Origin of the sequence: Tumebacillus flagellatus (assembly GCF_000714935.1) — a bacterium.
Lineage (GTDB): Bacteria > Bacillota > Bacilli > Tumebacillales > Tumebacillaceae > Tumebacillus > Tumebacillus flagellatus.
Map to the genome: position 1 here is coordinate 33,846 of NZ_JMIR01000016.1, position 12,315 is coordinate 46,160.

Sequence of the window (12,315 nt, forward strand, 5' to 3'; positions counted from 1 at the left end):
GGTGCTAAAAGCTCACCAAGCTCAATTGACCCAAGGCTCCTACTTTGTACATGTGCAACCGATCCGTGAGCCGGAAGCAATGCTCGACCCGGAGATCGACCAGATCAAACGATCCGCGCTGCAAGAAGCGGAGAACATCCGGGCAGAAGCTCGTCGCGAGGCCGAGAGCATCCGCCTCGCGGCCGAGCAACAGGCGGCGGGGCTTTTGGAAGCGGAGCGGGCGCGCGTCGAAGCAGTTTTGCACGCGGAAGTCGAAACGGCAAAACGCAACGGCTTCAACGAAGGGTACGGAGAAGCGCAAGAGACGGTCTCGCGGGAGTACGCCGGCGCATTTGCTGAAGTACAGCATCTCTATCAGTTGGCCGAAACGGACCGAAGACAATTTCTTGCCGATTCCGAACCTCTCATCGTCGACCTCGCCTGCCAAATTGCGAGCAAGATCATGCACCGCGAATCCGAAATCGACCGCAGTTGGGTGCTCGATGTCGTTCGAGCGGCGCTTGAAGAAATCAACGACTCCGGCAAGATCGAAGTCCGCGTCCATCCCGATGACTTTGAGCGAGTGCGCGACAACCGCGAGTTCTTGCGCAAGGAAGTACCGGGGCAGACGGAATTGATCGTGATCCCCGACCGCGGAGTCACGGCCGGCGGCTGTGTCTTGCACACGTCCTTTGGCAACGTCGACGCTCGGATCGACACTCAGTTGGAAGAGGTGAGGAAGGCTTTGCAGGATGTTGCTGCAAACCTTGAAGCATGAGCCAAACACTGCAACTTGACCGCTACCTCAGACGTCTCGAACGCACACGCACGATCAAAGTCAATGGCAAAGTCACCAAAGTCATCGGATTGACGATCGAGTCCAAGGGGCCGGTTGCCACCATCGGGGATGTCTGCACCATCGAATCCGCCGGGATGCCTCCGATGTACGCGGAGGTCGTCGGGTTTCGTGAGAACAACGTCCTCCTCATGCCCCTTGGAGATCTCGGATCGATCGGTCCGGGGCACGATGTGGTGGCAACGGGCAGTTCGTTGCAGGTTCCGGTGGGTCCGCATCTGCTCGGCCGCGTTTTGAACGGGCTGGGCGAACCGATTGACGGGAAGGGGCCGCTTGTGTGTCATGAGCACACCAACGCGATGCAACAACCTCCCAACCCTTTGACCCGCAAACGGATTCAAGAACCGCTCAGCGTAGGCGTGCGCTGCATCGACGGTCTGCTGACCGTCGGGCGCGGACAACGTGTCGGTCTTTTTGCCGGTTCCGGCGTCGGGAAATCCACGTTGCTCGGGATGATGGCGCGCAACACGACCGCCGACATCAACGTCATCGCGTTGATCGGGGAGCGGGGGCGCGAAGTTCGTGAATTCATCGAGAAAGACCTGGGGGAGGAAGGGCTGAAACGCTCTGTCCTCGTCGTTGCCACTTCCGACCAACCGCCGCTCGTGCGGATCAAGGGGGCGATGGTCGCGACGTCCATCGCGGAATACTTTCGCGACCAAGGTCAAGACGTCGTGTTGATGATGGACTCTGTCACCCGATTTGCGATGGCTCAGCGCGAAGTGGGTCTCGCAGTCGGCGAACCTCCGACGACACGCGGTTATACCCCTTCTGTGTTCGCGATGTTGCCGCGTCTCTTGGAGAGAGCGGGCACAGGGCACAGCGGTACGATCACGGCGTTTTACACCGTCCTCGTGGACGGGGATGACATGAACGAACCGGTTGCCGATGCCGTGCGGGGGATTCTCGACGGTCACATCGTCCTCTCACGGGCGCTGGCTAACCGAGGTCATTTTCCCGCGATCGATGTCCTGGCTTCCGTCTCGCGCGTGATGAACGAGTTGGTAACTCCCGAGCATCGACAAGCGGCGAGCACCGTCAAACGACTCGCTTCTATTTATAAGGAATCGGAAGACCTGATCAACATCGGAGCATACCAGCGGGGCAGCAACCTTCAGATCGACCGTGCCATTCAATTCGCCTCGGCCATCGAGCAATTCACCACTCAGGACGTGCACGAGAAAACGAACTTGGAAACCGCGCAAACGACGCTGATTGAAACGTTCGGAGGGATTGACGCATGAGTGTTCGTCTGGAATCCTTGCACAAAATCACCGACCTGAAGAACCGCTTGACGCAACAAGCCAATTGGCAATACACCGAATCGCTTCGTAACTTGGAAACAGAGCGGGAAAAGCTGCAAAACCTGCTCGCCTCCCACGAGGAGGCCGTTTTGGAGTTGCACAACATGACGATGGAGGGAGTCTCCGCTCAAGAGTTGCACGGCTGGATGCAGTTCATGCTCTCACAGAGAAGTTTGATCGAGCGGCAGAACCATCTCATAGAAGGGAAACGGTCTGAGTGCACCGAAAAGCGACAAGAGATGACGGAATGTTATCTGGAGGAGCAAAAATGGGTGAAACTCAAGGGGCGTCGATTGGAGGAGCACCAAGCCTGGCTGAACAAGCTTGCGCAGGAATCTTTGGATGAGATCGCCGTGACCGGATATCAACGAACGAAGGGGTGAAGGGAACAGCATGCAAGAATCGGAACGACGCTACAGCGGGATGGAATGGACGTTTTACATCATCATTCTCCCGATGCTGTTCACCGCGCTGTTGGTTGGGATCATTTTGCAATTCTTAGGGTGGGACATCACCGGCAAGATCGGTCACGCCGCGCGCGCCATTCCCGGTGTCAGCAAGATCCTCCCCGCCGAAGAGACCCAATCTGCGGCAGACGGGGACAAACCTGACCCCGCCCAACAACTGCAAGATGCCGAAGATCAGATCAAAGCGCTTGAGGACTCCAAGAAACAACTGGAGTCAGATATGTCCAAGAAGGACACCGAGATCTCCAACTTGAAAAAACAGATCGACGATCTCAAGAAAAAAGCGGACGCCACGGCCAAGAACGGCACCTCTGCGGGAGGTGCGGCGGCTGCCGACCCGTATGTTCAGCAAGCACAAGTGTATTCCCAGATGAGCCCGGCGAAGGCTGCGGCGGTGATGAGCCAGCTTTCCGTCACGGAATTGAAGCACATTTTTTCCAAGATGACCAACGAACAGCAAGCTGCCATTCTGGAAAAAATGGACCCGGCAATCGCCAGCAAGGTACTTTCCTCTTGATTCTTTGAAAGGAGGTGAAAGACAATGGAAATTCAAGTGACCTCAACTCCGGCTGCAAGCGGTTCTGCGGTATCGACCGGGACGGCGCAGTCGACGAAGTCGAATGGCGGCAAGTCGGTTTTTAACAACTTGTTGCAAAACGCCGGAAATCAAACTTCTGAGAAGAAAGTAACCGATCCGATGACGGCTGTTCTTGCTCTGCTGGCCGGCGGCCTCAATCCGCTCGCTCTTCAGCAGCAAATGCCGACAGTGATGACGGCAGACGGTGTGAAAACCACAACCTCTGCAGCAGACGTCATGCTCGGCAATCGCACGATGGCGGTTCCAGTGGCAGGCCTTCCGTTGCAAAGCGGAGATTTAGCCCAATTGTTACAACAATTCGGAGGTTCCGCAAAGCTTTTGGGGGTCTTGCAAGAGAACCCAAGCCTTCCTTCGGGTCAAGTGCTGAGCGCTCATCCGGAGGTGCTTTCCGACTTTGGTCAAGCGTTGACAAACCTCGTGCAACAAACGGTTCAGAACCCTCAGTTGCTTCTGGCATCGCCGAAAGCTGCGGCTCTGATGGAAAGCTTGTTTGCGCAACTGCTCCAAGCAGAGGGAACCGACGGCCAAGCGTCGACGAACACTCCGTCGACCGGAGCGAATACGACGGCAACCAAGCAACCGCAATTTGGCAAGCTGCAAGCTGCGACGATCACCGCTGTGAATTTGCAAGTGCAGGCAACACCTGAAGCGCAAACGGTGTCTGTGGTCCCAAGCAGTCAAGCAACGGCTGTCCAGGGTATGCAAGTCTCCGCTTTAACGGCCGCGTTGCTTTCTTCCGACAACCCGACCCAAGAGCAAGCGAAGTCAAGCGGGACCCCTCTTGATGCGACGCAATGGATGACCAACCTGCTCGCCGGAGGTCAAACACCTTTGCAAAGCGTGAACGCAGAACGCCTCGCGAAGCTTCCGACCGTCATCAATATGCAAGGAAACCAATTCCAAAATCAATTTGCCGACTTGGTCGTCAAGCGTGCCACAATGCTTGAAGCACCGGGACGACATGAGTTCCGCATCGTCTTGCAACCGCAGGGTCTCGGAGAGATCGAAGTGCGCGTGCAAGCGGTCGGCAACCAGATTTCTTTGCAAATGTCTGCTGACAGCAGCGCGACCAAGGGACTGTTGGATTCGAGCCTTTCGAGCCTCAAGTCACAATTGCAAGCTCAAGGCATTCAGTTGGACCGCATCGAAGTTTCGTCCGCGAACACCAACAACAGCACCAACCAAAACAACAACGGCAGTCTGAGCAGCGGACTCCCGCAAGACCGCCAATCCGGTCAGGGCTTCCAAGGCGGCCAATCCGGCAAAGAGTCCAACCGACGACAAAGCGGTGAACGCTTCACGATCGACGCGTTGGACGCGGCCGACGCAGCGGCGTTCGCAGAAGAAACGGACACAACAGATGAAGCAAGCCTTGACGTCACGGCGTAGAGGAGGAGATTCCAGATGGCATCCAACAACATTACCTTCGATCCGTCTTCGTACACGCGTCCCACCACGACAACTGTTGCGCATAAGGATCTCGATCGCGACGCCTTTCTGAAGATTTTGATCACCCAACTGCAATACCAAGACCCGTCTCAGCCGATGCAGGATAAGGAGTTTATCGCCCAGATGGCGCAGTTCAGCGCCTTGGAGCAGACGAACAAAGTCTACCAAGTGAACTCGCTTGCACTCGGGACTCAGATGATCGGCAACATTGCCGGCTATCAACGGTCGGACGGTACGATTCAGGAAGGTGAAGTGATCTCCGCTCAGACGATTGGCGGCAACGTCATGGTCCAAATCGGAGACGACATGATTGACCTGAGTCAGATCATTGAAGTCAAGAAAAAGTAAATCACGGCATCAGGGGGTGTAACTTGTGAGTCAGGGATGGCCCATGCGGCCTGTTTCGCTGCCGAACGCTCCCCAAGCAGAATTGCCAATCCGAAAGAACCCTTCCGCAAATCGTGCGGTCGGTACGGTTTCCTTTCAAGATGAACTGAAGAAACAACTTCAAGCTCAATCGCAACAACCGGTCACGTTTTCCGCGCATGCGCTGGATCGCCTGCGAAATCGGAATATTCGTCTCAGCCAGGAGGACATGACTCGTCTTGGAAGCGCCATCGATCGGGTGGCCGCCAAAGGGGGACGTGAGTCTCTGGTGGTCTACAAGAACACCGCGTATTTGATCAACATCAGGAATCGAACGGTGATCACCGCCGTTGATCAAGCACACATGAACGACCATGTGTTTACCAACATCGACAGTGCTGTTTTTGCTTGATGAAATTTCTTGGGCTGGCCCACAATGTGGAGGCCCTGAACCGCCGAATGACAGACGCGGTTTACTACCCACTAAGAGGAGGAACTAACACATGCTGCGCTCTCTTTACTCGGGTATCTCTGGTATGCGAGGTTTCCAAACCAAGTTGGACACCATCGGCAACAACGTAGCGAACGTCAACACCGCCGGTTTCAAGGCTGGCCGTGTCATGTTCAAAGACATCATGAGCCAAACCATGCAAGGCGCGGGCGCCCCGGCCCAAGGCTTCGGCGGCACCAACCCGATCCAAGTCGGCTTGGGTTCGACGATCTCGGCGATTGACACCGTCATGAACGACGGTTCGACCCAAGTCACGAACCGCCCGTTGGACTTTGCCATCCAGGGCAACGGCTTTTTCACCTTGGTCAATGACAACAACGAGACGTTCTATACCCGTCAAGGGAATTTCTACCTCGACAACGCCGGCAACTTGGTGAACTCCGACGGCTGGAAAGTCGCGGGTGCGGATGGGCAACCGATCGTTGTTGACATGACGACCGTCAAGTCGTACACGTTCGACTCCAAGGGCAACCTCTACACCGTCCTGAACGACGGCACGACCGACGGAACACCGGTGGCGACCATCGGGTTGACGAAGTTTGCAAACCCGTCCGGTTTGGAGAAAGTCGGAGGGAGCTTGTTCCGTACTTCCGGAAACTCGGGCGACCCGCAACTCGGCGCTCCGGGCAGCACCGACGTCGGTCTTGGCACTCTTCAAGTCGGCGCGCTGGAAATGTCCAACGTCGACCTGACCAATGAATTTTCCGAAATGATCGTGGCACAGCGCGGTTTCCAAGCGAATTCCCGCACGATCACCGTTGCTGACGAAATTCTTCAAGAAGTCGTCAACCTCAAGCGCGGATAATCGGTGAATCGTAGACCATGATTCCGGTCACTAAATTCAACCGCTCGACGGTGTACGTCAATGCGACGCTCGTCGAGCAGGTTGAATCTACGCCTGATACTGTGATCACGCTTGTCAACGGGAAGAAGCTGATCGTACGTGAGACTGTCGAAGAAGTGCTGAAGATGGTCGAGGGTTACTACCGAAGAGTTGGACTTCTTGCTGTGCAAGTCCAACAGAATGCGGAGGAGACAGATGTTTCGGAATAAGGCATTTAATATTGTCTTACTGGTCATTATTTCTGTAATTTTGGTGGGCGTTCTCGGCCTTGTCGGGTATAAGATGTTTGGTGCCAAAAGCGCCGATGAACCCAAAGTGCCGTCGGCCAAGGAACTGTTGGCCAGCCAATTCGACATTGGCAAGATGACGACCAACCTGGCGGGCAACTCGCTGATTCAAGCCACGATCTCCATCCAAGGCGACAGCTCCAAGATGAAGACCGAACTGGAAGAACGCAAAGTGCAAGTCCGCGATATCATCAACGCTGTCCTGCACAAAACGACGCAGGCAGACCTGGAGAAGGCGGAAGGCATCGAGCTTCTGAAAGTTAATTTGATTGGCGAGTTGAACAAAGTGATGCTTGAGGGGAAAGTGACGAACGTATACATCTCCGACATCGTTGTTCAATAAGAACACCCTGGGACAAAGGAGGTGATGACCGATGGCTGAGGTCTTGTCACAAAGTGAAATCGATGCCCTTTTATCCGCGCTTTCTACCGGTGAAATCTCTGCTGAAGAAATTCGCAAGGAAGACACCGACCGCAAGATCAAAGTATACGATTTCAAACGCGCCATGCGGTTTTCCAAAGACCACATCCGCAGTATCACGCGGATCTTTGAAAACTTCGCGCGCCTGCTTACCACATACTTTTCAGCCCAATTGCGAACGTTCGTCCAGATCTCTGTGGTCTCTGTCGATCAACTGCCTTACGAAGAATTCATTCGATCGATCTCCAAGATGACCATTTTGAACGTCTTCAACTGCAGACCGCTCGAAGGCAAGTTCGTGATGGAAGTCCACCCGAACATCGCGTACGCGATGCTGGATCGCTTGCTTGGCGGTGCCGGCATGGGGACGGATATCCTGCGCGACTTGACGGAGATCGAGATGACGATTATGGAACGCGTGTTCGGGCGGGCGCTCGACAACTTCGAGGAAGCTTGGAAGGGCGTCGCAGAATTGGTGACTGAACTCGATCATTTGGAGGTCAACCCTCAGTTCTTGCAACTGGTGTCGCCAAACGAAACCGTTGCCGTTGTCTCCTTGTCGACCAAGATCGGGGAAATTACCGGGATGATCAACATCTGTATGCCGCACGTTGTGTTGGAGCCGATCATCCCCAAACTCTCCACCCACTACTGGATGGGTACTTCGAAAAGCACCAAGGACTTCTCGGAGGAATGGGAAGCCATCCGTCTAAACCTTGGGAAGACCCAAGTGCCGTTGATTGCAGAGTTGGGTTCCTCGACGATCTCCGTAGGCGAATTTCTCGCTTTGAATGTAGGAGATGTCATCTCGCTGGATCAAGACGTCAAAGCGAAGCTCCAACTGAAAGTGGGAGAACGCTTGAAGTTCTTGGGACAGCCGGGAACCGTACGCGGCAAAGTCGCGGTGCAGATTTCACAAGTAATAGAAGAAGGAGTGGGCGCAGATGAATAAAGATGTGTTGTCTCAACAAGAAATCGATGCGCTCCTTAGGCAGAATGGCGACGACGACGACACCGATCCGAACTCGGACGGAATCCGCTTGAGCGATTACCTGAGCGACTTCGAGACCGACGCGCTTGGAGAGATCGGGAACATCTCGTTCGGAACAGCGGCAACAGCGCTTTCGACTTTGTTGAGACAAAAAGTAGACATCACGACCCCGAAAGTGACAGCCGTTCTCCGCAGCTCCTTGAGCAACGATTTCCCGTTGCCGCATGTGGCGATCAAAGTGGAATATACGGACGGGTTCATCGGGGCCAACGTCTTGGCCATTCGCGTTGAGGATGCACAGATCATTGCGGACCTGATGATGGGGGGAGACGGAACGACAGCTCCGTCCGAACTCAACGAACTTCATCTCTCCGCGGTGGCGGAAGCGATGAACCAGATGATGGGCTCCGCTTCCACCTCGATGTCGACGATTTTCAACATGATGGTCAACATCACTCCGCCGATCGTGGACGTGATGGACTTTGACAACAAGCAGTCGGCGTCTCTATTCCCGGATGACGAAGTTTTGATCAAGATTTCGTTCCGACTGATCATCGGCACGTTGATCGACTCGCACATCATGCAATTGGTTCCGGTTTCGTTCGCCAAAGACATGATCTCCAAACTGACGGGCGGCATGAGCGAAGAGCCTGAACCGGCTCCGGCTCCGGCTCCGCAATCTGCTCCTGCAGCGTCCATGCCGGAACCGACTCCGGTCGCTGCGGCAGCGCCTGTGCAACAGCCTGCAGCCCAACCGCAGCCTGTTCAACAACCGATGTATGAAGCACCAGTTTCTTCCGGCGTTCCCGGACAATATCCGCCGCAACAACCGCAGAACTATCCGCCGCAACCAATGTATGCGGAACAAGTACCTGCCGGTTACCCGCCGTATCCGCAGCCGTATCCGCCGCAATACGCGTATCCTCCGTATCCGCAACAATACCCGCCGCAAGGATATCCGGGGTATGGAGATCCGGCTGCGCAGGCCGCTACTAATCAACCGCGTCCGGTTCAGCCGAATGTCAATGTACAAGCTGCTCAATTCCAATCGTTCGAGACGTCCGAGATGACTGGCTCACAAGGGAATCTTGACCTCTTGCTAGATATCCCGCTTTCGATTACTGTTGAGTTAGGACGTACGAAGAAATTAATTCGCGACATTTTGGAACTCGTACCCGGTTCCATCGTACAATTGGATAAATTGGCGGGGGACCCGGTTGATATCATGGTCAACAACAAGTTGGTCGCCAAAGGAGAAGTCGTGGTCATTGACGAAAACTTTGGTGTACGGGTAACTGATATCATTTCACCGGCAGAACGAGTTCGCAAATTACAGTAATTAGACTAGGGGGAACCAAACAATGTCTCACAAAATCTTGATCGTTGACGATGCGGCATTCATGCGAATGATGATTAAGGAAATCCTTACCCGCAATGGCTACAACGTAGTAGGCGAAGCACAAGACGGCGCACAAGCTGTTGAAAAATACAAAGAATTGCGCCCGGACCTCGTTACGATGGACATCACGATGCCGGAGATGGACGGGATTCACGCACTGAAAGAAATTCGTGCGTTTGATGCCAACGCTCGTGTCATCATGTGCTCGGCAATGGGCCAGCAAGCGATGGTTATCGATGCGATTCAAGCGGGTGCAAAGGACTTCATCGTCAAACCGTTCCAAGCAGATCGTGTTATCGAAGCGATCAAGAAAACTTTGGGCTAAGCGTTCCCTGAACGTCAACATTTTAGAAAGGGTGGGGTCATGCGACTGACAATACCTCGCACGATAACGACTTGGTCTGTTGCACTGGGTACCCTTTGGTTTGCCTCCCCACCTCATGTGTTGGCGGTTGGTGAAAACGTCACGAAGGCGATTCAAGACAAGCAAAAAGGCACCGCTCCGGCGGAGCTACCAACTGCCACAGGCGATGGTTCGCTTTTTTGGTCCTTGCTGCAATTGGTTTTTGCCTTGGGGATCATCATCGCAATCATCTACTTTTTGATTCGCTTCCTTTCCCAGAAAACGAATCTGTCTCGTAATCAAGCGTTCCAGTCGTTGGGCGCTCAGGCACTGGGGAAGGATCGCTCGGTTCACTTGATCTCCGTAGGGGACAAAGTCTACCTGCTCGGGGTGGGGGAAACTGTTACGCTGCTCGATACCGTGACAGATGCGCAACTGATCGAACAATTGCGGGAGAATGCCCAGCAACCGATGGTGCGTCCTGTGCCCGGTTTGCAAACTTGGATGAATCGTCTGCGCCCCAAAGCAAACGCACAGGCCGAAGAACTACAAGTGGAAGAATTGCCGTTTGACGCCGCTTTGCGAGAAAAACTTCACAACTTGAAGGAAAGGCGTCAACAGACGGTCGACGATTGGCAGGATCCATCGAAATGAAAAACTTGAGAGTTCTCTTTCTTTTCGTCGTCATGCTGCTGGCTCTAACGTGGTCCCATCCGGCGCTTGCCGAGGGGACCGTCATCCCAGGGGTGAACATCGGCGTTTCGACCTCGGACAACCCTGAATCCGTTGCGACTTCCTTGCAGATCATCACCATCTTGACGGTGCTTTCGTTGGCGCCGTCCATCTTGGTATTGATGACCTGCTTTACTCGCATCGTTGTGGTGTTAGGGTTTGTGCGCAACGCTTTGGCGTTGCAACAGATGCCGCCGACGCAGGTGCTGGTCGGTTTGGCGTTGTTCATGACGTTGTTTGTTATGTATCCGACTTTTAACCAGATCAACGACCAGGCACTTCAACCCTACTTGCACGGTCAACTGACACAGACGCAAGCGCTGACCCAAGCCGAGGTTCCTCTGAAGCACTTCATGGCGAACCAGACGCGCCCGCAGGACTTGCAACTGTTCTTGGATTACCGCAAGCAGGCGTTGCCTGACTCCGTGGAAGCCATTCCGCTCTCCACGTTGGTTCCGTCCTATGTCATCAGTGAGTTGAAGACAGCGTTTGAGCTAGGGTTCATGATCTTCATCCCGTTCTTGATCATCGACATGGTCGTCGCGAGTGTGTTGATGTCAATGGGGATGATGATGCTGCCGCCAGTGATGATCTCCATGCCGTTCAAGGTTTTGTTGTTCATCATGGTCGACGGTTGGTATCTCGTCGTCAAGTCCCTGTTAACCGGTTACCAATAAGGGTTTGGGAAGGGTGTAGCGCGTGAGCAGTGATTTTGTACTCTCGCTCGGTCAAAACGCCATCTGGACGATGCTCAAGATCTGTGCGCCACTGCTTGGGGTCGGACTTTTGGTCGGGTTGATCGTCAGCGTGTTTCAAGCCACCACGCAAATTCAAGAGCAATCGTTGCAGTTCATTCCGAAGTTAATTGCGGTGTTCGCCGCGATGTTGATCTTCGGGCCGTGGATGCTGTCGCTGACTCTGGACTTTACGCGTGGAATTTTAGGCAACCTCAGTTCGTTTATTCGATAGGGGCGATATCCGATGCTAGATGTCGCACTTCAGTATACGCAGATCTTTCTCCTAGTACTCGTCCGCATGTCCAGCTTCTTTTTCCTGACGCCGTTTTTTGGAACCCGGAACGTCCCGGCGGCCGTGAAAACGGGGCTGGCTTTTTTGTTGACGATCATCGTTACACCTGCAATCGCTGCGACGGAGTCGGGTGCTTCGTACGCGGGAGCCTCGTTTGCCGACTTGGTGCTGGTTTTGCTCAAAGAAGCGATGGTAGGAGTGACACTCGGCTTGACTGCCGCGATGATCTTCGCCGCCGTTCAGGTGGGAGGGATGTTCATCGACCTTCAGATCGGCTTCGCGATGGCAAACGTTTTTGACCCGATGTCCGGCGCCTCGTCGCCGCTGACCGGTCAATTCAAGTATGCACTCGCGTTTTTGCTGTTTCTGGGTCTTGACGGACATCACGGATTGATTACAGCAATGCTGCAAAGCTACAATTTCGTGCCGATCGGCGTTTTTCAGGTTTCGGACAACCTGATGTCGGTGCTGATGCAGACGTTCTCGGCGATGTTCTTGCTGGGGTTGAAAGTGGCCATCCCGGTGGTCGCCACACTGTTTTTGGTAGACTTCGGGTTTGCGATGCTTTCAAAAGCTGTGCCGCAGATGAACGTGTTTGCGCTGGGAATGTCTGTGAAGACCGTGGTTGGCGGACTGATGATCATCGTGGTGATGCCGGCTTTTGTTTATCTTCTTCGCGGGTTGTTTCATACGATGTTCGACAAGATGGACACCCTTTTGCGAGTGCTGGGAGGATAAG

The 12,315-nt window shown here is 54.3% G+C and carries 17 protein-coding genes; all 17 read left to right on the plus strand.

The window, feature by feature from the left end:
* The first annotated feature begins 1 nt into the window (after position 1).
* The 17 genes from EL26_RS11960 (at position 2) to fliR (ending at position 12,314) form a co-directional block, all read left to right on the plus strand.
* Positions 2 to 757 carry a FliH/SctL family protein gene (locus tag EL26_RS11960; protein WP_238546101.1) on the plus strand — a complete coding sequence of 252 codons (756 nt, stop codon included), beginning with the start codon at positions 2 to 4 and terminating at the stop codon, positions 755 to 757.
* Positions 754 to 2,079 (plus strand): flagellar protein export ATPase FliI, encoded by a 1,326-nt coding sequence (gene fliI / locus EL26_RS11965; RefSeq protein WP_038088848.1) that lies wholly within the window; start codon positions 754 to 756, stop codon positions 2,077 to 2,079. The genes EL26_RS11960 and fliI overlap by 4 nt, the downstream gene beginning before the upstream one ends.
* Positions 2,076 to 2,522: a flagellar export protein FliJ gene (fliJ, locus tag EL26_RS11970; RefSeq protein ID WP_038088851.1), complete on the plus strand. Its 447-nt coding sequence runs from the start codon at positions 2,076 to 2,078 to the stop codon at positions 2,520 to 2,522. Before fliI ends, fliJ begins: the two co-directional genes overlap by 4 nt.
* A 10-nt stretch (positions 2,523 to 2,532) precedes the next feature.
* Positions 2,533 to 3,123, plus strand: a complete 591-nt coding sequence (locus EL26_RS11975; protein WP_038088852.1) for a MotE family protein — start codon at positions 2,533 to 2,535, stop codon at positions 3,121 to 3,123.
* Positions 3,124 to 3,147: 24 nt separating this feature from the next.
* Positions 3,148 to 4,593, plus strand: a complete 1,446-nt coding sequence (locus EL26_RS11980) for a flagellar hook-length control protein FliK (protein ID WP_038088858.1) — start codon at positions 3,148 to 3,150, stop codon at positions 4,591 to 4,593.
* 15 nt (positions 4,594 to 4,608) lie between these two features.
* Positions 4,609 to 5,001: a flagellar hook capping FlgD N-terminal domain-containing protein gene (locus EL26_RS26200; RefSeq protein WP_052036294.1), complete on the plus strand. Its 393-nt coding sequence runs from the start codon at positions 4,609 to 4,611 to the stop codon at positions 4,999 to 5,001.
* Positions 5,002 to 5,026: 25 nt separating this feature from the next.
* The gene (locus EL26_RS11990) at positions 5,027 to 5,431 is read left to right on the plus strand and encodes a TIGR02530 family flagellar biosynthesis protein (protein WP_081857155.1); all 405 of its coding nucleotides are present in this window, start codon (positions 5,027 to 5,029) and stop codon (positions 5,429 to 5,431) included.
* A 91-nt stretch (positions 5,432 to 5,522) separates the two neighbouring features.
* Complete coding sequence (gene flgG / locus EL26_RS11995) at positions 5,523 to 6,335, plus strand: flagellar basal body rod protein FlgG (protein ID WP_038088860.1); 813 nt, start codon at positions 5,523 to 5,525, stop codon at positions 6,333 to 6,335.
* Positions 6,336 to 6,352: 17 nt separating this feature from the next.
* Positions 6,353 to 6,583, plus strand: a complete 231-nt coding sequence (locus EL26_RS12000) for a flagellar FlbD family protein (RefSeq protein WP_038088863.1) — start codon at positions 6,353 to 6,355, stop codon at positions 6,581 to 6,583.
* A 73-nt stretch (positions 6,584 to 6,656) separates the two neighbouring features.
* Positions 6,657 to 7,004 carry a flagellar basal body-associated FliL family protein gene (locus tag EL26_RS12005; protein ID WP_038088866.1) on the plus strand — a complete coding sequence of 116 codons (348 nt, stop codon included), beginning with the start codon at positions 6,657 to 6,659 and terminating at the stop codon, positions 7,002 to 7,004.
* Between the two features lie 31 nt (positions 7,005 to 7,035).
* Positions 7,036 to 8,034 (plus strand): flagellar motor switch protein FliM, encoded by a 999-nt coding sequence (gene fliM, locus EL26_RS12010; protein WP_038088869.1) that lies wholly within the window; start codon positions 7,036 to 7,038, stop codon positions 8,032 to 8,034.
* Complete coding sequence (fliY, locus tag EL26_RS12015) at positions 8,027 to 9,412, plus strand: flagellar motor switch phosphatase FliY (protein WP_038088871.1); 1,386 nt, start codon at positions 8,027 to 8,029, stop codon at positions 9,410 to 9,412. Before fliM ends, fliY begins: the two co-directional genes overlap by 8 nt.
* 22 nt (positions 9,413 to 9,434) lie before the next feature.
* Entirely contained in the window at positions 9,435 to 9,797 is a 363-nt protein-coding gene (locus EL26_RS12020) for a response regulator (RefSeq protein ID WP_038088874.1), read from the plus strand.
* A gap of 39 nt (positions 9,798 to 9,836) precedes the next feature.
* Complete coding sequence (locus EL26_RS23770) at positions 9,837 to 10,469, plus strand: flagellar biosynthetic protein FliO (protein WP_052036295.1); 633 nt, start codon at positions 9,837 to 9,839, stop codon at positions 10,467 to 10,469.
* Positions 10,466 to 11,224 (plus strand): flagellar type III secretion system pore protein FliP, encoded by a 759-nt coding sequence (gene fliP / locus EL26_RS12030; protein WP_038088877.1) that lies wholly within the window; start codon positions 10,466 to 10,468, stop codon positions 11,222 to 11,224. The genes EL26_RS23770 and fliP overlap by 4 nt, the downstream gene beginning before the upstream one ends.
* A gap of 22 nt (positions 11,225 to 11,246) precedes the next feature.
* Complete coding sequence (gene fliQ / locus EL26_RS12035; protein WP_038088881.1) at positions 11,247 to 11,516, plus strand: flagellar biosynthesis protein FliQ; 270 nt, start codon at positions 11,247 to 11,249, stop codon at positions 11,514 to 11,516.
* Positions 11,517 to 11,528: 12 nt separating this feature from the next.
* Positions 11,529 to 12,314, plus strand: coding sequence for a flagellar biosynthetic protein FliR (fliR, locus tag EL26_RS12040; protein WP_038088887.1), 786 nt, complete (start codon positions 11,529 to 11,531; stop codon positions 12,312 to 12,314).
* The last annotated feature ends 1 nt before the right edge of the window (position 12,315 follow it).